This is a genomic window from Thiomicrospira pelophila DSM 1534, from assembly GCF_000711195.1.
GTDB lineage: Bacteria > Pseudomonadota > Gammaproteobacteria > Thiomicrospirales > Thiomicrospiraceae > Thiomicrospira > Thiomicrospira pelophila.
In genome coordinates this window covers 1,935,905-1,958,618 of the sequence record NZ_JOMR01000001.1, presented here as the reverse complement: position 1 = coordinate 1,958,618, position 22,714 = coordinate 1,935,905, and the positions used below count along the sequence as shown (strand labels likewise).

The following is a 22,714-nucleotide window of genomic DNA, read 5'->3' as shown; positions in this document are numbered from 1 at the left end:
TTACCCTACCTTGACGCCAAAGCGACGATTTAAACCGTAAACCAGCATCAATACAAACAGTGAGAATACCAGCATCATGCCGGACAGGATGTGGGCTTGGCTGTATTCCATGGCTTCAACATGATCGAAAATGTCAATCGACACCATGCGGGTTTCGCCGGGAATATTGCCGCCGACCATCAGCACCACGCCAAATTCGCCCACGGTATGCGCGAAGGTTAGGGTGGCGGCGACTAAAAATCCGCGCTGCGATAGTGGCATGACGATGGTAAAAAACCGATCCAATACATTGGCGCGTAAGGTAGCGGCGGCGTCCAATAAACGATGCGGAATCCCTTCAAACGCATGCATTAAAGGTTGCACCGCAAAGGGCAAAGAATAAAACACCGAGCCAATCACCAGGCCTGCTTTGCTAAAAGTGAGCTGGCCTTCAAAACCAAAGAACCTTAAAAACTCAGTCACCGGCCCGGTCGGATTCATCGCGATCAATAAATAAAACCCTAACACGGTTGGTGGTAATACTAGAGGCAAAGCCACCAAGGCTTCGAGCACAATTTTGCTGGAGGATTTCATTTGCGACATCCACCAGGCTAACGGAGTGCCGAGCACCAGCAAAATGATAGTGGTGTAGCTGGCGATTTCGAGCGTCAGCCAAATTGGTTCTAAATTGACGGCGGTGCCGAAGAGTTCAATCATGTTTAATTCCATCATGGCATAAAAGCGTCGCGCTCATTCTGAGCGAAAGCGAAGAATCTTTTGCGGTTAAATGGCCGGTTAAAAGATTCCTCACGTTGTTCGGAATGACAAACTCAATTAGTTTGGCAGGTTATACCCGTAACGTTGGATAATCTCAATCGCTTTGGGTGATTTCATGTATTGCATAAACGCTTTGGCGGCTTGGTTGTTTGCGCCGCGTTTAGTGATTACGGCCGCTTGATTGATTGGGTTGTAATCGGCTTGTGGTAACGTCCAGTATTCGCCATTATTGTAAGCTGGACTGGACGGATCTACCACTTGGGATTTAGCGACAAAGCCTAGTTCGGCATTTTTTGTGGCGACATATTGGAAGGCATGCGCAATGCTTTCGCCATTTACAAGTTTTGGCTGCAGGGTTTTGTAAAGATTGTGCTTGTTTAAAAATACTTCGGCTTGGGTGCCGTAAGGTGCCGTTTTGGGGTTGGCTATGGCTAGGTGGCGGTAGTCGGCCGATTTTAATATTTGCATGGCATTGTTTGAGACTGGCAGGGTGGGGCTATAAAGCACTAATACGCCTTGGGCATAAACAAAGTAACTGTCTTTAACCGCAAATTTTTCGTTGATGGCCGCTTGGGGGGCCGATTCGTTGGCGGCAAAGTATAAATCAAACGGGGCGCCGTTTTTAATTTGCGCAAGGAGTTTGCCGGTGGGACCGAATGAGAAGCGGATGGTGTGCCCAGTATCTTTAGTAAATTCGGTGCCGATTTCTTCAATCGTTTTGGTGAAATTGGCGGCAACGGCGGCGGTGACTTGAGCGGCGTGGGCAACGTTTGTGGCGGCAAAAGTGAGCACCAGGCCTGCTAGTAGATGTTTTAGTTTCATTTGGATCTCCTTGTTGAATAAAAAATAAGCGATAGATACCTTGGGCTATATCGCTTGGGGTTAAAAAACCCGTTTGCACGGGCTTACAGATTTTGTTCACCAGCGAGGCAGTCTATTCGCCCTAGCCTTCAGGAGGGGGCGAAGTCTCGTGGTTAAAATATTTACTCATCCACTCCAATCAATACATGCGAAGCTTTGATTAGAGCGCAAATCGGTTGACCTTCGGTTAATTTCAATTCTTCTAACGCACCGTGGGTAATAATTGAGGATAGGGTGTTGCCGCCTTTGAGTTCGACCACCACTTCGACATTCACTGGCCCTTCGGTAATGCGTGTAACTTGGCCGCATAAAAAGTTGCGTGCGCTGATGAGGCCTTTGGCTTGCTCTTTCGCTAACACCACCCAGCTTGCTTTGACTAACGCCCAAGCGGTGGTCCCGGGTTTTAAGCCCATGCGTGTCACGCTATCGCGGGTGACGGTGGCAACAATACGGTCGTCGCCTTGCAGTTTGAGGGTGACTTCGGCATTTACTGCACCGGTTTTCACCTCTTCAATCGTGCCGTAGAAGCTATTGCGTGCGCTGGTTTGCATTTTGATTCTCCGCATTAAAGGCAAAATATCGGCATCGGTGTGGTCGAGTGTCGCCATCCACATCGCTTGCATCGCCGATAAGCGTTCGTGCATGGTGACGATTTGCAAGCCAGTTTGAGTTAAGGTTGCGCCGCCACCGCCTTTGCCACCGTGTTGACGGTTAACCAACGCCACGCCGGCCAAATTGTTCATAATTTCTACCGCATCCCAGGCCGCTTTATAGGTCATGCCGACTTGCTTGGCGGCTTGCGACACACTGCCGGTCGCTTCGATCGCTTGCAATAAATGCAAACGGCGCGGGCTAATGTCGCCGCTACCGAGATGCACATGCCAAGGAGCAAAAAATTCGGGCTGGTTTGGATTATTAGGCATCAACTACTACTTAAGTAAATATCGTCGATGCGAAATATACTCAAGTAATTCTTGCTTGTCAAACTCTTTTCACCACCACCAGGCCTGGTGGTAAACTGGCGTAACAAAAATAATAGGAGCAAACTCAGATGGAAAATAGAGGCGTGATTTGGTTGGTCGGTCTGGCGAGTGTGATTGTGATTTTGGCCGGATTGAAGGCCGCTGAAACCATTACGATTCCGATTATGTTGGCCTTGTTTGTGGCGATAATCAGTACGCCGTTTTTGCGCATGATGACCACCCGCGGTGTACCGTCGTTTTTGGCGGTGCTGATTGTGTTGTTTGTATTGATTGTGTTTGGGGGCGGCTTGGTTTTGATCGTGACCCAATCGATTGATAGTTTTATTGCACAAATGCCCAATTATCAACAGCGCTTTCAAAGCATGTTGTCGGGTTTAGTGCCAGTATTAGAAAGTTTGAACTTTCCGATGAGTCGTGAAATGTTAATGGAACATGTTAATCCGTCTAATGTCATCGGTTCTTTAGGGGCGGCTTTGTCCGCGGTGAGTTCTTTGTTAACCAATGTGTTTTTGGTGGTCTTTATTGTCATCTTTATTTTGATGGAAGAGGCGAGTTTTCCCCGAAAATTTAGAGCCGCGATGCCCGATGCGCAATTTACGCTGGATACCACCAACGGCTTTATGGCGCGTGTGAACAAGTATTTGCTGATCAAAACCATTATCAGTTTTATTACCGGGACGCTGGTTACCACTTGGCTGTATGTGCTGGGCGTTGATTTCCCTGTGCTTTGGGGTTTGGTGGCAATGTTGATGAACTTTATTCCGAATGTGGGCTCGTTGATTGCGGCAGTACCTGCGGTGTTGCTGGCTTTGGTTCAGCTTGGATTTGCGGATGCGGCACTGGTGGCCTTGGGTTATCTGGCGATTAACGTGGTAATGGGGAACTTGCTTGAACCCAAATTTATGGGTAAAGGCTTAGGTTTGTCGCCACTGGTGGTATTTTTGTCTTTATTGATTTGGGGTTGGTTATTTGGCCCGGTTGGCATGTTCTTGTCGATTCCGTTGACCATGATTGTCAAGATCGGCCTAGAGCAATACGAAGGCACCCGTTGGGTAGCGATTATGTTAGGCAATGATGCGCCCTCGGTTGATGCTGAAAGCCAACCTGTCGGTCAAAAAACCAGTTAAAAACCTAGGCACCAGGCCTGGTGCCTAGCCAATTTTAGTTTATTTCAACCAGGTTTTTAGGTAGTGGCCAGTATGCGAAGCCGGATTGTTCGCTATGTCCTCAGGTGTGCCGGTGGCGACAATTTGGCCGCCGCCACCGCCGCCTTCTGGGCCTAGATCGACAATCCAATCGGCGGTTTTAATCACATCCAAGTTATGTTCGATAATTACAATCGTGTTGCCGCGATTACGAAGCTCGTAAACCACTTGCATCAACTGTTCAATATCGTGGAAGTGTAAGCCGGTGGTGGGTTCGTCCAAAATATACAGGGTGTTGCCGGTGTCTCGTTTGGAGAGTTCTTTTGCCAGTTTTACGCGTTGGGCTTCGCCGCCGGATAAGGTGGTGGCACTTTGGCCGAGTTTGATATAACCCAGGCCTACATCCATTAGGGTTTGAAGCTTGCGAGCTAAGTTTGGAATCGCATCAAAAAAGGCACGCGCATCTTCTATCGTCATTTCTAGAATGTCGTGAATGGTTTTACCTTTGTATTGAATTTGCAAAGTTTCACGGTTGTAGCGATGGCCGTGACAGACATCGCAAGGCACGTAAATATCCGGTAAAAAGTGCATCTCGACTTTTAATACGCCGTCGCCCTGACAAGCCTCACAACGACCACCTTTGACGTTAAAGCTAAAGCGCCCCGGATTATAACCGCGCGCGCGGGCTTCTGGCGTGGTGGCGAGTAGTTCACGAATCGGTGTAAACAAGCCAGTGTAGGTCGCCGGGTTAGAGCGCGGTGTGCGCCCAATCGGGCTTTGGTCAATATTTACCGCTTTATCGAAATGCTCTAGGCCTTCGACTTTTTTATAAGGGGCGGGGGTGTGCATTGCGCCGTTGAGTTCGTTGGCGCTGATTTTACTCAGGGTGCCGTTAATCAGGGTAGATTTGCCTGATCCCGACACGCCGGTAATGCAGGTTAATAAGCCAGCAGGAATTTCTAGGGTGACGTTTTGCAGGTTATTGCCGCTTGCGCCAATAATGCGCAACCAATTTTTAGACGGTTGTAAGCGCTCGCTTGGAATCGCAATTGAACGCGTGCCGTTTAAATATTGGCCGGTGAGCGATTGCGGATTGGCGGTGACTTCGTCTGGTGTGCCTTGCGCCATAATGCGCCCGCCGTGAATACCCGCACCTGGACCGATATCCAGCACATAATCAGCGGCGCGAATCGCGTCTTCGTCATGTTCAACCACAATCACGGTGTTGCCCAAGTCGCGTAAGTGCGTGAGAGTTTTTAATAGGCGGTCATTGTCGCGTTGGTGCAAACCAATGGAAGGTTCGTCCAGCACATACATAACGCCCACCAGGCCGGCGCCAATTTGGCTGGCGAGACGAATACGCTGGGCTTCGCCGCCGGATAAGGTATCGGCGCTGCGATCCAGTGTTAAGTAATTCAAACCAACGTTGACCAAAAACGATAAGCGCTGGCGCACTTCTTTCACAATTGGCGCGGCGATTTGGCCTTTTGAGCCAGGTAAAGTCAAGCTATCAAAAAAGTCATATAGCTCGCCCACCGAACGGTGGGTTAAATTAGGCAGGCTAACATCAGCAACAAATACATGGCGCGCCGCCTCATTTAGGCGTTCACCATGACAGGTTTTGCACGGCGTGGTCACGCGATATTTGTCTAACTCATCGCGTACGGTTTTGCTTTCGGTTTCGGTATAGCGACGTTCCATATTAGGCAATACGCCTTCGAAACGGCGTACTTCGGAATATTTGCCATGGGGGAGCGGTAATTTTTCTTTGCCAGAACCAAACAGTACGATCTGTTTGTATTTGTCGTCTAGCTCATTCCAAGACTCTTCCATGTCGAAACCATAATGCGTGGCCACCGCCATCAGAATATCGTAATAATATTTGTGACGACGATCCCAGCCGCGAATGGCTCCTCCCGCCAAACTGAGTTCGGAATGGGTGATCACGCGTTCGGCATCAAAGCTTTCTTTTACGCCTAAACCATCACAGGTAGGGCAAGCGCCGTGCGGGTTGTTAAAAGAGAATAAACGCGGCTCGAGTTCTGGCACGCTGTAGCCACAGTGCGGACAGGAAAATTTGTCGGAAAATAACAAGGCGAAATCGTCTTCATCATCCATCGGCAAAACCTGCGCGATACCATCCGACATTTTAAGCGCGGTTTCAAACGATTCGGCTAAACGTTGTTTTAAATCGGCGCGTACTTTAAAGCGGTCAATCACCACTTCAATATCGTGTTTTTTGTTTTTATCCAGTTCAATCGTGCCATCTAAATCCATAAGGCGACCGTTTACCCGAGCTCGAATAAAACCCTGGGCTTGTAACTCGTCTAACAAATTGTGGTGTTCGCCTTTACGGCCACGTACCACCGGCGACACTAATAAACATTTTGTGCCTTCTGGTAGTTCTAAGGTTCGATCGACCATTTGGCTGACCGTTTGGGCTTCTAAATCGACATCGTGTGTTGGGCAACGTGGTGTACCGGCGCGCGCATAGAGCAAACGCAAATAATCGTAAATTTCGGTGACCGTGCCCACGGTCGAGCGCGGATTGTGAGAAGTGGATTTTTGCTCAATCGAAATCGCGGGCGATAAACCTTCGATATGGTCCAAGTCGGGCTTTTCCATTACCGACAAGAACTGGCGTGCATAAGCCGATAAGGATTCGACATAGCGACGCTGGCCTTCGGCATAGATGGTGTCGAAGGCCAAGGACGACTTACCTGAACCCGATAACCCCGTAATGACAATGAGTTTGTCGCGCGGTAATGTGACGTCAATGTTCTTTAAATTATGGGTTCTCGCCCCGCGAATAATGATGTTCTCAAGCATGGTCAACCAACAATTTGCGCAAAAGAGAAATTATAACATGTTTGTTTTTTTGCCGACGATCAGGCGTTTGATTGATTGCTATGAACTCCGAATTGATGCTTAGTAGTGTTAAAATCAGTCCGACTTATTATGCGAACACAATAAACAGCAAGAATGAAAGATTCGAGTGCAGCCGTTGCGAATTGATTTTTGCTGAGTAAGATTAATTTGGTTAAAAATTATGGTTTAATGAGCGCTTTAAAAAGGTATAAAAACAATGATAGAAACTTATAAAGATTTATATGCGGTTGTGGATCAGGCGATGGTGGAAAAGCCGATGGATGATATTAAAGTTGATATTGCAGACAACCAGGCCTGCCATTTAATTCATACACCCAGTGGCCGAAAAATGATCATGATGTTAGCGCGTTTAGAAGATGAGTATCGGGTTGGCTTTGCTTATTATGAAGCCGGTCAAAAACAAGCGCTTTGGATTGATGACGTGATCGCTCAAGGCGTGAATCCATCGTTCATCAGTGAACTCATCGAATCGCATCTAATCACCGCTTCAAATTATTGATCGCTTCGGTGACATTTCCACTAACCGATACATCAAATCTTGCGTGATAAACGGCTGCTCTTAAGCTTTCACATTGAGTGCCGTTTATGACACTCAGCTGATCGGGCTACCCAAAAATTATCACGCGTTACCTATTCCGTCCTTTAGTAAATTTCTAACACACCATCAATTTTTACGCTCAGTGTTTGTGATCCCATCTCGATGCTTGGCGCATTCGATTCGCTTGACATTAGGTTGCGGGGTTGCATCGCATGACTGGGCTGCAGATGTGTTTCGGCTAGGCGGTAGCGTTTTTCATTAAAGGCTTGAGCCAGAAATTGCGCTTGCTGTTGGTATTTTTTAATGGCTTGAGATTGCAGATCTTGTTCGATCTTTTGGCGCTTGTCTGGGCTGATATCAGCCCGAACCGATTGATAAATTAAATGGCGTTGTAGATTACTCAGTACGCCACTAATATCCACCCCATCTTTGGGTAGGTTAAGGATTAAGTTTTGTTGCCCTGACCATTCGCTAATGCGGCCATCGCGTTGAAAGTGTGGGCGTATGTGGTATGTACCAGTTTGGGCGTATTGACGATATTCATTTGACAGTTCACTTAACGCGGTTTGCATGATTTGGTTAACGCGTTGACTCACTTGCTCAGCCGTGCTGGCCTGGTACTGGGCTGCAAACACAACATGCAGGCGATCATTTTTGACGGTTTGCTGCTCGGTCACACTAAAACTAATGCGATGAGGGGTCGGGTCGGCTAATACCAGGCCTGGTATTAGCGTCAAACAAGCCCAAAGCATGAACGAGTGAACTGTAAAGCTTGGGTTTGAGGCGTTGAGGCTTTTCATGTTTTACGCTTCCTAAGTGTTATAATCTGCCCACTTATTATAGTGCCTATTGGTTTTAGGAATAAAAGGTTAGTTATGTCTGAAATGTTATCTCGTCGCATGAATCCGAATGAGCGACGTGCCACTTTCTCCATTGCGGGGATTTTTACCACGCGCATGCTGGGTTTGTTTATGATTTTCCCAGTTTTTGCGCTGTTTGCCGAGCAAGAGTTTCAAGGTATTACCGGCTTACAAATTGGTTTGGCGATTGGTGCCTATGGTTTAACCCAAGCCTTATTACAGATTCCATATGGCATGTTGTCGGATCGGTTTGGTCGTAAACCGTTAATTTTACTGGGTATGGCGGTCTTTTTTATCGGCTCGATTGTGTGTGCGGTGGCGGATTCGATTGAGATGATGATTATCGGGCGTGCGATTCAAGGCATGGGCGCGGTGGCGGCGGTATTAACCGCCAGTGTGGCGGATTTAGTGCGCGAACCTTATCGTTTGCGTGCCATGTCGATTGTGGGTATTACGATTGGGTTGTCGTTTACCTTATCCTTAGTGGCCGGGCCGATTTTGGCGGAATGGGTCGGCGTACGCGGTATTTTCTGGGTGATCGCAGGCTTGTCGGTTGTTGGCGCTTTATTGGTTGTGTTTGCCGTACCGGAAATCAAAAACCAACAGTTTCAGCGTGAAGCTCAAGCCGTACCAGCGCAGTTTATGGAGGTGTTGAGAAACACTCAATTATTGCGTTTGGATGTGGGTATTTTTGTATTGCACGCGGTATTGACTGCCATGTTTATTGTGGTGCCGTTTATGTTGCGTGACCAAGCTGGTTTAGATTCGTTGAGCCACTGGGAAGTCTATTTGCCGGTTATGTTGTTGTCGTTTGTATTAATGGTTCCGTTAATTATTCAGGCTGAAAGTTTTGGCCGCATGAAAATGGTATTTGCCGGGGCGATTTTAATGATTACGCTCGCCCAGTTAGGCATGAGCCAATGGCACACAAGTTATGCCTGGTTATTTGTTTGGTTGCTATTATTTTTTACCGCCTTTAATGTGTTGGAAGCTTCTTTACCCTCTTTGGTGGTAAAGTTATCCCCAGCGGATAAAAAAGGCACCGCCTCAGGCGTGTATTCCACCAGTCAGTTTTTAGGTGCCGCCGTGGGTGGTGCAATTGGTGGTTATTTGTATCAAGGCTATGGTTATAATGGTGTGTTCGCATTTACCGTTGTGATCGGAAGTTTGTGGTTCGTGTTGGCTCTGACTATGCAAAAACCCATGCCTTGGAGCATTGCATCGGTATCAATTGGTTCGATCGAACCGGATGAGGTTGAAGACATACAGCAAAAAATGTGTGCGTATGATGGTGTGTTCGAAGCGGTGGTGATCGCCGAAGAGCAAAGAGCGTATTTTAAAATTGATCGTAAAATCGTTGATGAAGAAGCCCTGATTCAATATTTTCAAGAAGCAAAGGTAAGAGAGTAGAGCTATGCGTGGAGTCAATAAAGTAATTTTAGTCGGTACCCTGGGTCGTGATCCAGAAGTGCGTTTTGCTGCTAACGGCACCGCAATCGCAAACTTAAACGTGGCTACTAGTGAGCAGTGGAACGATCGTGCCACTGGCGAAAAACAGGAAAAAACCGAATGGCATCGTGTGGTGATCTTTGGAAAATTAGCCGAAATCGCTCAACAGTATCTGACTAAAGGCTCACAGGTTTACTTAGAAGGTAAGCTACAAACCCGCAAATGGCAAGATCAGACTAGTGGTCAGGATCGTTATTCAACTGAAGTGGTATTGGATTTTAACGGTGTGATGCAAATGTTAGGCGGCGGTAATCGTGGTGGGCAGCAAGCTGGCGGTCCAAGTGATGTCGCCTTTGATCAAAGCCATGGTGCATATGATGGTGGGTTTGGACAGGCGCAACAAGCACCAGCTCGCCCAGCTCAACAGTCGCGTCCCGCGCCACAAGGTGGAATGGGGGGTTATGCACAAGCTCCAATGGGCGGCGGCGCTCCCGCTCAACAACCGCGCCCAGCAGGCCAGCCGCAACAAGCCCCAGCTCGTCCCGCGTATCAACCGAATGATTTCGATGATGATGACGTTCCATTTTAAGTCTTGCAATAATTTAAATTGTTGATAAAAAGATTTTAAAGCCCTGTATACCAGGGTTTTTTTGTTTTTGGACTAGTTAAAATTCGCATTGAGCGGGTAAATATAGGTTCATAAAAAGTGGTTTATTGATTCGAATTTGATTATATTGCTACCATAATTCATAAATTAAAAATAACTGGATGATATTCCGTGCCGCAACCAAAACAAACTCTAATTAACAAGCCGACAGTGTCAGAAAAGGAGGTTGAGCGTTTACTGGCCTATGATCTTTATTCTAAAGCCTTAGGAACGGTTTATACCCACGCTATCTTTGGTCTGATTTTTGTATTTTTGTTTTATTCAAAAGTACCGTCTCTTGGATTAATTGTTTGGGGCGGTATTTTGGCGATTAATATTTCCGTACGCTTTGTGTTTATTCGCTATTGGCTAGGGGCGGATGAAACCACACGTCAGAAATCATGGATGAAGCAAATGTCCTTGGTCACCTCATTGGTGAATGGTGTGTTATGGGGGATGACGGTGTTTTTTTTGGATTTTGAAGCGCTCCCCTTCGAATCTTTAGCGGTCAGTATTATGGTGTTTGGCTTGGCTGCTGGTTCAGCGGTTTACGCGGCTTATTTTTTACCCGCCTTTTATTTGTCTTCCGTGCCTTATCTGGGCAGTTACATGTTGTATCACTTTGAAAAGCTGACTTATGAGTCCATGTTGATGGTGGTGATTTTGGCGGTGTTTGCTTTGATGTTGTACGAGCAAGCTCGACAGCTTAATTTCACGCATCGAAAAAACATTATGCAACGACTCGAAAATGATCAGTTAATTGAAAGTCTAAAAGAGTCTAACCTGGGCTTTAAAAAAGCCTCCAATACGGATTTTTTAACGGGTATTCATAATCGACGCCATTTTGATGAGATGATTAAGCGAGTATGGAAAACTCACTTGATTGATGAAAAACCCGTCAGCATAATCATGTGCGATATAGATGACTTTAAAGACTTTAATGATCAGTATGGCCATCAGTCCGGCGATAAAGTGTTGGTGGATATTACTCAGTTGATTATTCAGAATGTGGGCTACAGTGATGCTTTGCATCGTTATGGTGGCGAGGAGTTTATTCTGATTTTGCCGGAGACAGGTTTAACTGAGGCGACTGAGCTAGCTGAACACTTAAGGCAAAAAATAGAGGCGATGTCGTTTGATGTTGGTCAATCCGAACAAAAAATCACTATGAGTTTTGGCGTGAGTGCGCGTACTCCTTTTAACATGAATGATTATGTCGAGCTGATCGCAGAAGCCGATGCCATGCTTTATAAAAGTAAAGAAAATGGTCGAAACCGAGTGAGTGTTAAAGAGTCATTGCCCGTGTGACAGGTACAAATTAAATTGAACCAAACAAATGAAACACTCGGTTGAACAAAAAAGAGTATAGGGGTTTAAGCTTTGGCGTCATTGGTCGTTAAGGTGTTAGAGGTAAATTATGAGTACGCAAAACGATATCACCCCTGCGGTTAAATTTTTCTTTAAATCTTTAGAGCGGCGTTCGGATGCTTTGAAGAATGCAGAGCGCCTAACTGAAATTCGCTATCAAGACGTGCCGATTGATGAGGTTGAGCAGTTTTTCCGGACCATTAAGGCACAGAACATTTTCATCAACACGGTGGGGGTGAACGGCAAACGTGAGTCAACGATTTTGGCGAAAGCGATTTTCAACCTCAACCAAATTGTGCGAGTGTATTACAGCATTAGTTTTGATGATACTCAAAGTGGATTTTTGCGTATTCGCACCGACGTTGAAAATCAGACGATTGTCGTCGAGCGTATTCATGGCCTGCGTCCGCGTCCAGAATTACTTTATCAGTCTGCCGACCAGCTGAAAATTGTGCGTTACATGACGCGCTGGTTGTTGCGTCGGATTGACTGGAATAAAACCAAGCTTAATAACTTGGAGCTTTATAAACAGTTCGTTGAGGCGCGCCGTGAAGAGCATGAAGCGCAGTTGCGCGAGCAGATTGAGGGCGTGGTCGAAGAGATGGTGGATTCAAGTAAGGCTAAGTCTGCAAAGTAACCTAGCCTTGCTGACGCCCAGCCATTAAATCGAACGTCTTTAATGGCGGCGATTGACTGCCATATCCGCTAAGGCTATCAAGGCTTGTTTGTATTTCGAATCTGGAACATTAACTAAGGCTTGTTTAGCCAGTTCAGCTTCTTGTTTAGCTTTTTGTTGCGTGAACTCAATCGCACCGGTTTGTTTGATAATGTCGGTCACCTCTGTGAGCAAGGCTATGCCGTCGGTCTCAATCGCACGTTTGACGATTTGTTTTTGCGCGTCCTGACCGTGTTGCATCGCATAAATCAATGGCAAGGTTGGTTTGCCTTCCGCTAAATCATCCCCAATGCTTTTACCTAATTCTTCACTGCTAGCTGTGTAGTCTAATACATCATCAATCAGCTGAAAGGCGGCTCCGAGGTGGCGTCCATAAAGAGCAAATGCTTTTTCCAGCTCAGGCTGCTGAGTTAAAACTGGCCCCATTTGGGCCGCGGCTTCAAATAACTTGGCGGTTTTGCGATGAATGACTTCCATATAGCGAGCTTCATCAGTATCGGCATCGTGACAGTTAAGTAACTGCAAAACTTCACCCTCAGCAATCACATTGGTTGCTTCGGACATGACCTGCATAATGCGCATAATGCCGGGTTCCACCATCATTTCAAACGAACGCGAATATAAAAAATCCCCCACCAAAACACTCGCGGCATTGCCCCAGACTTCATTGGCCGTTTTTTTGCCACGACGAGTGTCGGACTCGTCCACAACATCATCGTGTAGTAGAGTAGAGGTATGAATAAATTCAATAACCGCGGCCATCACGCGATGCTGCTCGCCACTATACTGGCAGGCGCGCGCACTTAATAAAACAATTAAAGGCCGTAGACGTTTGCCGCCGTTATTAATAATGTAATGGCCGATCTGGTTAATTAAAATCACATCGGACGCTAGGCGTTCAAGGATTAATTGATCGGTGGCTTCAATGTCAGATTGAATCAGTTGGCGAATGTCATTCAGCGTCATAATATTAAGTATCTTAGGTTTTGAAGTCGGCCAGTTTGGCAAATTTATCGGCGTATAAACGATTGTGAAGTTTATTATGATTCGAGGGCTTTGGAAAGGTTTTGAACAACTTTGTGGGTTTTTTTATATAATTGGTTCTGAATTCGGATAGTACCAGGCCTGGTGGTTGGATGGTCATAAAATATTTGTGTAATTGCTTTGACCTGGCAAATAAAACTCTATATAATCCCGCCTTTACTGTAGCGATGACTCGATCTATTATACGATTCGTCCAAATGAACAGAATTTTCAATCCGGGAGATGTACAAAAATGTATGCTGTAATTAAAACCGGTGGTAAGCAATATCGAGTACGTCAAGGTCAAACTTTGCGCATTGAGACTTTAGGTCTTAATGAAGGTGACAAAGTTGAATTTGACGAGGTCTTGATGGTCGGTGAAGGCGCGTCTGTTAAGTTAGGCACGCCTGTTGTTGAAGGTGCAAAAGTTGCGGCAACTGTTATTGGTAACGGTCGTGGCAAAAAAGTGACAATCATCAAATTCCGTCGTCGTAAGAACAAGTCTCGTTCTAAGCAAGGCCATCGCCAGAACTATACTGAAGTTGAAATCACAGGTATTTCAGCTTAAGTTTTAAACTTAGACTAGAACCAGGCCTGGTAGTTAAAGGCCTGTTACAGGAGATAGAACCATGGCACATAAGAAGGCCGCAGGTAGTACACGAAATGGTCGCGATTCTAATGCCAAACGCTTAGGTGTTAAGCGTTTCGGTGGCGAAGCTGTTTCAGCAGGTAGCATCATCGTTCGTCAGCGTGGTACTAAGTTCCATGCTGGTGTTAACGTTGGTCGTGGTAAAGACGATACTTTGTTTGCTAAAGCAGAAGGTAAAGTTGCATTCGTGACCAAGGGTAAGCCAATGCGTACCTACGTTGAGATTGTTGAGCAGACTGCTTAATCGTTTCGACCGTTCACGTGATAAAATAAAACGCCCCGCACACAATTGTGCGGGGCGTTTTTGTTTGAAAAAATAATAATCGGTTAATTTAGGTTGGTGAACCATGCAGTTTGTAGATGAAGCGCAAATTTTTGTTGAAGCCGGACGTGGTGGGAACGGCATTGCCAGTTTTCGTCGTGAAAAATATATTCCGTTTGGCGGCCCAAATGGGGGGGACGGAGGTGATGGCGGCAGCATTATTTTTGTGGCGGATGCCAATCTAAATACCTTGGTTGATTTTCGCTTTACCAAACGCTTTAAAGCCCAAAATGGCCAAGCCGGTATGGGCAACCAAAAAACCGGGCGCGCCGGTGAAGATTTGGTAATTCATGTGCCGATCGGCACGATGGTGACAGACTTAAATACTCAAGAGCAGATTGGTGATTTAACTGAGAATGGCCAAGAGCTTTTGGTGGCGAAAGGTGGACGTCACGGGTTGGGAAATATCCACTTTAAGAGTTCGACCAACCGTACGCCACGTCAGCATACTTTAGGTGAAGACGGTGAAGCACGTGAGCTACTATTAGAAATGAAGGTGTTGGCTGATGTCGGCTTGTTAGGTTTGCCGAATGCTGGCAAATCAAGTTTGATTAGCGCTGTGTCAGCCGCGCGCCCTAAAGTGGCCGATTATCCGTTCACTACACTTTATCCAAACTTAGGGGTAGTGCGTGTGTCGGCCGAGAACAGTTTTGTAATTGCTGATATTCCCGGGTTAATTGAAGGTGCGGCAGAAGGGGCAGGCTTAGGTGTGCAGTTTCTTAAGCACTTGTCGCGTACCGGTTTATTATTACATGTTTTAGACATCGCACCCGTTGATGGTTCTGATCCGGTTGATGCGGTTCATGTAGTCGAAAAAGAATTAGAAAAATTTAGTGAAGAGCTCGCAGGTAAAGACCGTTGGTTAATTTTAAATAAAACGGATCTTTTATTGAATGAAGAAGCTGACGAACGTTGTGATGACATTATTCAGCGTTTGAACTGGACTGGAGAAGTTCATCGAATTTCAGCCGTTGAGCGGACAGGCACGGATGAGTTAATGCAAAAAATTTCTTGGGCTTTGATCGCTAATAAAACGAAAGCCATAGAAGAACAAGAGTGAGAGTCGCATGGACCGTCAAGCTTTAACGAGGACTAAACGTTGGGTTATTAAACTTGGTAGCGCTTTGCTGACCAATGATGGCTCGGGTTTGAATCAAGCTGAATTGGCTAAGTGGGTTGCGCAGATGGTTGAGCTGCGTAAGCATGGTATCGAAATCATCATTGTTTCGTCGGGCGCTGTAGCTGAAGGTATGAAACGTTTAGGTTGGTTGGCTCGACCATCGGCTTTGCATGAATTGCAAGCGGCCGCCGCTGTGGGTCAGATGGGGTTGGTTCAGGCTTATGAATCCGAATTTGCTAAAAGTGGTTTACATACTGCGCAGATTTTGATGACGCATGATGACTTGTCCAATCGAGCACGCTACTTGAATGCTCGCAACACAATTCAAACTCTGGTATCCCATGGCGTTATTCCCATTATTAACGAAAATGATACGGTGGTGACCGATGAGATTCGGTTTGGTGATAACGACACCTTAGCGGCTTTGACGGCGAACTTGATTGGAGCTGAGGTATTGGTGATTTTGACCGATCAGCAAGGATTATATGACGCCAACCCTCGCGAAAATCCACAAGCTAAATTAATTGAGCAGGCGCAGGTGAGTCGTAAAGATATTGAAGCCATGGCTAGCCCAGAAGGTGGGGCGTTAGGTCGCGGCGGTATGTATACCAAAGTGATGGCGGCGAAGCGTGCCGCACGCTCTGGAACAGCCACTTTAATAGCTTCAGGACGTGAGCCGAATGTGTTGCCTCGGTTGTTTGCAGCCGAAAATCTAGGTACATTGTTGGTTCCCGACTTAGAGCCGATGAAGGCACGAAAACAATGGTTAGCGGGTCACTTGCAGGCGCGCGGTTATTTAACCTTGGATGCGGGCGCAGTAAAAGTAGTGATGCAACAAGGACGCAGTTTGTTACCCGTTGGGGTGATTAAGGTAGATGGTCAATTTAAACGGGGTGAATTGGTTATTTGTCAGGATGAAAATGGGCGAGAAATAGCACGTGGTTTAGCAAATTATGACCACAACGAAGCACATAAAATCCTCCGCCAACCTAGCCATAAAATTTTGGAGCTGTTGGGCTACGAGGGGGATGAGTCACTTATTCATCGTGACAATATGGTTTTAGTTGAGTATTAAAGGAATGAGCATGAATCGTTTTTTCAAAGCAATGTGTCTATTATTAGTTCCGGCTTGGGTGCAGGCTGAAGGCGTGGTCGCGGATCGACCTGGTTTTTCAACCGGAACGCACACCTTGGCACCAGGGCAGTTGAATGTTGAAATGGGTTATCAAGCTGACATGTGGGATTCAAATACGCTTCATACGGCTCCATTATTAAATCTTCGTACCGGTTTAGCAGAAGATTTAGAGCTAGGTATTGCATGGGCGGGTTACCAAGTGTTTGATGGTGAATCCAGCCAAAGCGATGTTACTTTGGCTTTAAAAAAACGCATTACTATGAGTGCGGATTATAATTTATCAGCTCTGGCTCAATTGGATTTACCAACGGGTGATGGTTCGGATAATTTCAGTGAAACCCGCGTATTAGGCGGCTTGCTCTGGGATAAAGCTTTGCAAGCCGACTGGGGATTGTTTGGTGTGCTACAAGCTGAATCTAATTATCGAGTTGATGAGCGTGAGTTAAACCTTCAGGCAGCGATTGGTACAAACCAAAGTCACTCAGAAAAGATTGGTAGTTATGTTGAAGTGCTTACGGATGTGCCCCTAACCTATTCTGGAGATGCGGTGATGATTCTAAATGCTGGGTTGACTTACTTGTTTGATGCGAATACCCAATTAGATGTCTACATGGGTGGTGGGCTTGAAAATAGCGATACCGATTTTATTGGGTTTGGCTTCGCCCGTTTGTTTTAATTGCCAAAAAAAATTCCGCTCTTTATAGTTGCGGTGTGTTTTGAGGTTTAATCGAGTTCATATCTATGCTTTTTAGGCAAACCCTACTTCCGATTTCATCTTTATTTTTAGCCATCGCATTGCTCGCAACCGGTTATGGCATGTTGATGACATACATCGGTGTGTTTTTAAAGCAAGAGGGGTTGTCAGAATCCATTATCGGTATTATCAACGCGGCTTTTTTTCTGGGCGCGATCTTAGCCTCAATTTTTAGTCAAAAACTCATCGTCACGGTGGGGCATGCCCGAAGTTTCTCGGCCTTTTCAGCCTTAATGGTGATTTCATTTTTGGGTCACGTATTAGTATTCGACCCTTATATTTGGGGTGTGTTGAGATTAATTTCAGGCTTTGCTTTTTATGCTTTATTGATTGTATTGGAAAGCTGGTTAAATGAAAAAAGCACACACGAAGAGCGTGGCCGAGTATTGGCGATTTATACCATTATTTTCTTCTTGGCAACTGCCTTGGGACAATTTATTTTGATGCTGGATGTGACGCCTGCAAGTGTTTTTGTGATCGGTTCTGTGTTGGTGTTGTGGTCATTAGTGTTGATTGCGATAACTAAGATTCCTCAACCGGTGATGAGGCCATTTGAACGCTACAGCATGCCCAGGCTTTTATCGGTCGCCCCCTTGGCTTTAGTCGGTAGTTTCGTCGGCGGTTTTTTTGTTGGCGCGTTTTACACCATGATGCCACTTTATGTGCTCAAATCATTTGATGATGGCAGTGCGGTCGCGATTTTTATGGCGATTAGTATTTTGGGCGGTTTGTTGGCCCAATGGCCGGTAGGCACGCTGTCTGATCGCTATGGTCGACGTAAGTTAATTGCGTGGGCCGGCTTCTTTAGTTTTGTTATTTTTATGTTAATGCTAATCGCGCCTAACAGCTTAGGGATTCTCTATGGGTTAGGTTTCTTAATTGGTATCAGTTTATTTAGCATTTATCCATTAAGTGTGGCGCGCGCTAACGATGTTTTTGATGAAAATAAAGATATTGTTGAAATCAGTCGAACCCTATTGTTCTCCTACGGTTTTGGTTCATTTTTAGCGCCGTTATTGCTTGGGTTTGTGCTGGGTTATTCGGTAGTGGTGTTTTTTATCATACTGGCCTTATTTGCTGTTGGACTGGGCGTGTTTGCCCTAATGCGTGAGCGTGTAGCCGATGATCATTTGAGTGTATTTGTGGCGGTGCCGGCCGCATCTGGTGCTGCCTTGGCCGAGATGGATCCGCGTCAAGACGAACAGTGGGTAGAAGAGCATCGCCCGGATTTTGACGGCGAAAGCTCTGATTATAAACCGTCTTAATTCTTGGATATTGTGAGAGCGAGTTATGAAGTTAATTGATATTACCTGTCATCCTGCCGCTTCACCTAAGTTAATAAAATTGTTGGATAATTACCAGGCCTGGTTGTTCCGGCAGGCCGTATTGAAAGGTGAAACCACTCACCTATTGCAAGTCACACTACTCGATTCTCAAGTTCAAGAAGTTTTAGACCAAATTCAAGAAATTACGCAAGAGTTTCCTGATCAAGTGCAAGTGATGGTGTTTGAAGTTGAATCGGTGATACCCGAGCCGGAAACACCAAAAAACAACAGCGCAGAACAAGATGGCTCGACTACCTATCGAGAGCAGCTTTATCAAACCATTGAGCAAAACGCGCGCCTAAATGTTAACTATTTGGTGTTAGTGGCTTTGTCTACTGTTGTGGCCGCGATTGGGATGGTCGAAGATAACGTCGCGATTATTATTGGCGGTATGGTCATCGCACCGCTTTTAGGCCCTAACTTAGCGTTAGGGTTAGCCACCGCTTTGGCGGATTTAGAGTTGATGAAAAAATCATTAGTATCCGGCATAACAGGTGTGGGCTTGGCGATTGGGTTGTCGATGTTAATGGCGTTAGTGGTGCCAATAGATATTAACGTAGGCGAACTACAGTCCAGAACCAATGTTGAATTACCCGCAGTAGTGTTAGCCTTGGCTTCAGGTGCGGCGGCGGCTTTATCGGTGACAACTGGGGTTGCAAGTGTATTGGTTGGCGTAATGGTCGCAGTGGCGCTATTGCCGCCTGCCGTGGTGTTTGGTTTGATGTTGGTGCTTGGGCATTTCGATTTAGCCTTGGGTGCCGGTTTGTTGCTTGCGGTGAATATTGTATCGGTCAATTTATCGTCTAAAATTGTGTTTTTCTTAAAAGGTATTCGACCTAGAACGGATTTAGAACAACGGCATGCTAAGCGCTCATTAGTGATTTACTTTGTAATCTGGGCGATTACTTTAGGATTGTTAGTGTCGGCAATTTATTTAACCCAGTTTCAGGCGATTGATTAAAGCGGGCTAATAAAATGATATAAAAAAGCCGCGTTTGGAAAACCCAACGCGGCTAATAAGTTTTGTTCACTCTTATGCATTTTTGGCTTTAAGTCACAAGTTTATGCAACTTAAAGCACTTGCTAAACAAGCTTAGAATATTTAGTGATTAAAAATCGTAGCGGAAACCGGCCGCAATCGCATTACCGCCACCAACTAGACCATCTGCAAAATCACCTGCACTGCCTGCTTTACGGTTAGCAATAGCATTTGATTCTTCCTGCTGGTAGAACTCGATAAAAGTTTTCAGGTTTTTGCTGTATTGATAGTCGGCACCAAGATGCAAGATTTGTTCTCCATAGCCATCAACCTCCGCAATCATGCCTTTGAATGTATATTTGTTTAGCTGGTAGTCCGCATACAGGTTTATGACATTGCTTTCATCAGAACCTGTCGCGCTCCACTGCTCGAACTTAACACCTACGTATAGTTGGTCGATTTGTTGACCTAACGCCACGCCGAGTAATTGTTCATCGGTATTATTATCGACTTGCTCCAAACCGACTGATAGATCGGTGCCATTTTTATTGTAGGTACCTGTTAGCTGGTAACGATTATCGTCAAAGGTGTCGGCTTGATCTGATGTGTCTTTCATGACAACACCGGCTCCAAACGACAATCCGTTATAGTTAGGGCTGTAATAACTCACCGCGTTGTAGGCGCGGAAATAAGCGAGAGTCGCATAGCCGCTGTAATAGGTGCTGAAACGATCGACTTTGTAAGAAATGGCATTGTAAAACGGCAGCCACATTTGACCATAGGCTAACGAACCATGATCTGTGTTGATGCCGACTTTAGCTACACGCAGATCGCGACGGTCATCATAAGGGTCTTGCACTGCAAAGTTGGCCATATCGAATGGGATTTCGAGTTGACCAAATAGCTCAAGGTTAGGAGTGGCTTGCCATTTAGCGTTTAAGCCAATACGAGAATAAGCATCGCGTACGCCGATGAAGCTGTCATTGTCGCCACTTGTTCGAAAGTATGCATCGCTATCTGGACTCACCGCTTCCGCTTGCATTCGGGCAGAACCGTACAGGTCAATATTGACGCTCGCCAGCAAAGTTGCGGGTGCGCCCATTGCGATGGCTAGTGTAATGCCGTGTATTAAGCTTCTATTGTTTTTCATTTAATTCCCCTAATTTTTTTATTGTGACACTTGGCTGAGAAAGTGTACGTGACGAGAATATTGCTCTAAAACATCATTCAGGATGGTTTCTTTAGTCCAGCCCATAATGTCATAGTCTTGACCACCTTCACCTAGATGGACTTCAATCCGATAATATTTATGTTCTTCCATTTGCTTCGATTGGGTATCACGCATGATTAAGGCTGGAGGCTCATAAGCATGAGGGCGGGCAGAGTAGAAGAAGTCGATTTGCTCACCGTGTCTCACTTCAATCCAGACGCGGCCGTCTTCGCTAGATTCAACCCGGGCATCCACCCCTTGTGCTTTAAGTTCTTCGCTTACCTCGGTCAATGCCGGTTTAACCGTGTTTTCAATAAAGCTCAACACTTCCTTTTTGCTGGGTAAGCTAACCAGGGTTTTTAAGCGTTCTTTCCACGTCATATGGCTATTGGTTAAGCGCGGTGAGGCCAAACTGCTGTGTTTGGCGACATCAATGCGTAGAGAGCGCATTAAGCCCCATGCCATTAAGATCATAATAATCGCAAAAGGGAAAGCACTTGCAATGGTCGCCGTCTGTAAAGCCGCGAGTCCACCGGCTATGAGTAATGAGGCCGCTAGCACGCCTTGGATAACCGCCCAAAAAACGCGTTGCCAAGTGGGTGACTGTTCCTTGCCACCCGCGGTTAAACGATCAACAACCAACGAGCCCGAGTCAGCACTGGTTACAAAAAAGGTAACCACTAAAACTGTGGCGAGCAAAGCCGTGACGCTCGATAAGGGTAGTTGTTCCAAGAATTGGAATAAGGCAACCGAGGTGTCAGCGGCTACCGCGTCTGACAGTTCGGTAATGCCTTGAATCATAATCATATTGAGGGCGGTTCCACCAAAAAAGGTCATCCACATAAAGGTGAAGCCAACCGGCACTAATAACACGCCCAGTACGAATTCTCGGATAGTGCGTCCCTTAGAAACGAGAGCAATAAACATCCCAACAAAAGGTGCCCAAGCAATCCACCAGCCCCAATAAAACAGCGTCCAACCACCGATCCAGTCAGTGGGTTCATAGGCGTAAAGGTTAAAGGTCATATTAAATAAATCAGACACATACATGCCGGTGTTTTGCACTAGAGTTTGAAGGAGGAAAACAGTGGGACCCGCGATCAGAACAAAGGCGAGCAATGCCGCCGCCAAAATCATATTTAAAATTGACAAACGACGAATCCCACCATCTAAACCAAGGGCAACCGAGCCGGTAGCAATGGCGGTGATTACTGCGATTAAGATAACTTGTGTGGTGACGCCGACCGGAATGTCAAACAGGTAATTTAGGCCAGCGTTAATTTGCATCACACCAAAACCTAGAGACGTGGCCACCCCAAACAGCGTGCCGAGCACGGCAAAGGTATCAACGGCATGACCAATCGGGCCATGAATGCGTTCACCGATGATAGGGTAAAGTGACGAGCGAATCGTCATTGGCATGCCATGACGGAAGGCAAAATAAGCCAGAGACATGGCGACTATCGCATAAATAGCCCAGGCATGAACGCCCCAATGGAAGAAGGTAATCCGCATGGCTTGACGTGCGGCCTCGGCCGTTTCAGGGTCGCCGACTGGCGGGCTGACATAATGCATCACCGGTTCGGCTACACCAAAAAACATTAAACCAATCCCCATGCCTGCGGAAAATAACATCGCAAACCAGGCGGTGTTGGTAAATTCGGGTTGGCTGTGATCACTGCCTAGCTTGACTCGGCCATAACTTGAAAAAGTCAGAATCGCAATAAAGACCAGAAAACCAGCTACAGACAATACATAGAACCAACCCAGTTGGCTTGATATCCAGCTTAAAGTGTTTGAAAAAATTTGCGTGGCTAAGTCGTTAAAAACGATAACAAACATAACCAGTGTTAGGGTTAATATCGCCGAACTGAAGAAAACCGGCGGATTAATGAGTATTTTGGGCGGGCTAGGTTGAGTCATAAAAAAATCCTTAGCATTTAATGCGGCAAAACTGAATAGAAAGTGCACGAAAAGTGTACATAATTGGCATAGTACCATTTATAGCTTTTTGTTTATATTGTAA

The 22,714-nt window shown here is 46.0% G+C and carries 21 protein-coding genes; 13 read left to right on the top strand and 8 right to left on the bottom strand.

The genetic code is table 11. From position 1 onward, the window contains the following. The 3 genes from modB to N746_RS0109435 form a co-directional block, all read right to left on the bottom strand. Window positions 1-696, bottom strand: a complete 696-nt coding sequence (gene modB / locus N746_RS0109445; RefSeq protein WP_029936041.1) for a molybdate ABC transporter permease subunit — start codon at window positions 694-696, stop codon at window positions 1-3. 117 nt (window positions 697-813) lie between these two features. Next, the gene (gene modA / locus N746_RS0109440; protein ID WP_029936039.1) at window positions 814-1,578 is read right to left on the bottom strand and encodes a molybdate ABC transporter substrate-binding protein; all 765 of its coding nucleotides are present in this window, start codon (window positions 1,576-1,578) and stop codon (window positions 814-816) included. Between the two features lie 161 nt (window positions 1,579-1,739). After that, entirely contained in the window at window positions 1,740-2,540 is an 801-nt protein-coding gene (locus N746_RS0109435) for a TOBE domain-containing protein (protein ID WP_029936038.1), read from the bottom strand. A gap of 128 nt (window positions 2,541-2,668) precedes the next feature. Between N746_RS0109435 and N746_RS0109430 the strand changes: the two genes are divergently transcribed. Continuing rightward, entirely contained in the window at window positions 2,669-3,727 is a 1,059-nt protein-coding gene (locus N746_RS0109430) for an AI-2E family transporter (RefSeq protein ID WP_029936036.1), read from the top strand. A gap of 39 nt (window positions 3,728-3,766) precedes the next feature. Here the strand turns inward: N746_RS0109430 and uvrA are convergent, their stop codons facing one another. Then, window positions 3,767-6,574 carry an excinuclease ABC subunit UvrA gene (gene uvrA / locus N746_RS0109425; RefSeq protein WP_029936034.1) on the bottom strand — a complete coding sequence of 936 codons (2,808 nt, stop codon included), beginning with the start codon at window positions 6,572-6,574 and terminating at the stop codon, window positions 3,767-3,769. A 256-nt stretch (window positions 6,575-6,830) separates the two neighbouring features. On the opposite strand from uvrA, the gene N746_RS0109420 reads away from it, so the two are divergent. Beyond that, entirely contained in the window at window positions 6,831-7,133 is a 303-nt protein-coding gene (locus N746_RS0109420; protein WP_029936032.1) for a hypothetical protein, read from the top strand. Window positions 7,134-7,276: 143 nt separating this feature from the next. Here the strand turns inward: N746_RS0109420 and N746_RS0109415 are convergent, their stop codons facing one another. Then, the gene (locus tag N746_RS0109415) at window positions 7,277-7,972 is read right to left on the bottom strand and encodes an SIMPL domain-containing protein (protein WP_029936030.1); all 696 of its coding nucleotides are present in this window, start codon (window positions 7,970-7,972) and stop codon (window positions 7,277-7,279) included. Between the two features lie 75 nt (window positions 7,973-8,047). Between N746_RS0109415 and N746_RS0109410 the strand changes: the two genes are divergently transcribed. The 4 genes from N746_RS0109410 to N746_RS0109395 all read left to right on the top strand — a co-directional run bounded on the left by N746_RS0109410 (window position 8,048) and on the right by N746_RS0109395 (window position 12,132). After that, window positions 8,048-9,442: an MFS transporter gene (locus N746_RS0109410; RefSeq protein WP_029936028.1), complete on the top strand. Its 1,395-nt coding sequence runs from the start codon at window positions 8,048-8,050 to the stop codon at window positions 9,440-9,442. 4 nt (window positions 9,443-9,446) lie between these two features. Continuing rightward, window positions 9,447-10,070, top strand: coding sequence for a single-stranded DNA-binding protein (gene ssb / locus N746_RS0109405; RefSeq protein ID WP_029936026.1), 624 nt, complete (start codon window positions 9,447-9,449; stop codon window positions 10,068-10,070). Window positions 10,071-10,259: 189 nt separating this feature from the next. Next, window positions 10,260-11,435 (top strand): GGDEF domain-containing protein, encoded by a 1,176-nt coding sequence (locus N746_RS10730; RefSeq protein WP_051678616.1) that lies wholly within the window; start codon window positions 10,260-10,262, stop codon window positions 11,433-11,435. A 109-nt stretch (window positions 11,436-11,544) separates the two neighbouring features. Then, window positions 11,545-12,132, top strand: coding sequence for a hypothetical protein (locus N746_RS0109395; RefSeq protein WP_029936022.1), 588 nt, complete (start codon window positions 11,545-11,547; stop codon window positions 12,130-12,132). 39 nt (window positions 12,133-12,171) lie between these two features. On the opposite strand, the gene ispB is transcribed toward N746_RS0109395, so the two are convergent. Continuing rightward, window positions 12,172-13,137: an octaprenyl diphosphate synthase gene (ispB, locus tag N746_RS0109390; RefSeq protein WP_029936020.1), complete on the bottom strand. Its 966-nt coding sequence runs from the start codon at window positions 13,135-13,137 to the stop codon at window positions 12,172-12,174. A 310-nt stretch (window positions 13,138-13,447) separates the two neighbouring features. Here ispB and rplU point away from each other — a divergent pair, with 310 nt between their 5' ends. The 7 genes from rplU to N746_RS0109350 all read left to right on the top strand — a co-directional run bounded on the left by rplU (window position 13,448) and on the right by N746_RS0109350 (window position 19,460). Then, the gene (gene rplU / locus N746_RS0109380) at window positions 13,448-13,762 is read left to right on the top strand and encodes a 50S ribosomal protein L21 (RefSeq protein WP_029936018.1); all 315 of its coding nucleotides are present in this window, start codon (window positions 13,448-13,450) and stop codon (window positions 13,760-13,762) included. A 61-nt stretch (window positions 13,763-13,823) separates the two neighbouring features. Further along, window positions 13,824-14,087, top strand: a complete 264-nt coding sequence (rpmA, locus tag N746_RS0109375; protein WP_029936016.1) for a 50S ribosomal protein L27 — start codon at window positions 13,824-13,826, stop codon at window positions 14,085-14,087. 103 nt (window positions 14,088-14,190) lie between these two features. After that, window positions 14,191-15,225 (top strand): Obg family GTPase CgtA, encoded by a 1,035-nt coding sequence (cgtA, locus tag N746_RS0109370; RefSeq protein WP_029936014.1) that lies wholly within the window; start codon window positions 14,191-14,193, stop codon window positions 15,223-15,225. Between the two features lie 7 nt (window positions 15,226-15,232). Next, window positions 15,233-16,360 carry a glutamate 5-kinase gene (gene proB / locus N746_RS0109365; RefSeq protein WP_029936011.1) on the top strand — a complete coding sequence of 376 codons (1,128 nt, stop codon included), beginning with the start codon at window positions 15,233-15,235 and terminating at the stop codon, window positions 16,358-16,360. A gap of 10 nt (window positions 16,361-16,370) precedes the next feature. Further along, the gene (locus N746_RS0109360; protein ID WP_029936009.1) at window positions 16,371-17,096 is read left to right on the top strand and encodes a transporter; all 726 of its coding nucleotides are present in this window, start codon (window positions 16,371-16,373) and stop codon (window positions 17,094-17,096) included. A 65-nt stretch (window positions 17,097-17,161) separates the two neighbouring features. After that, a complete protein-coding gene (locus N746_RS0109355) occupies window positions 17,162-18,439 on the top strand; it encodes an MFS transporter (RefSeq protein WP_029936007.1) in 1,278 nt (425 codons plus the stop codon). A 25-nt stretch (window positions 18,440-18,464) separates the two neighbouring features. Continuing rightward, window positions 18,465-19,460 (top strand): TIGR00341 family protein, encoded by a 996-nt coding sequence (locus tag N746_RS0109350; protein WP_038125945.1) that lies wholly within the window; start codon window positions 18,465-18,467, stop codon window positions 19,458-19,460. 148 nt (window positions 19,461-19,608) lie between these two features. On the opposite strand, the gene N746_RS0109340 is transcribed toward N746_RS0109350, so the two are convergent. Both N746_RS0109340 and N746_RS0109335 read right to left on the bottom strand, forming a co-directional pair. Then, entirely contained in the window at window positions 19,609-20,628 is a 1,020-nt protein-coding gene (locus N746_RS0109340; RefSeq protein WP_029936004.1) for a porin, read from the bottom strand. A gap of 18 nt (window positions 20,629-20,646) precedes the next feature. Next, window positions 20,647-22,611, bottom strand: a complete 1,965-nt coding sequence (locus N746_RS0109335) for a BCCT family transporter (RefSeq protein WP_029936002.1) — start codon at window positions 22,609-22,611, stop codon at window positions 20,647-20,649. Window positions 22,612-22,714 lie beyond the last annotated feature (103 nt).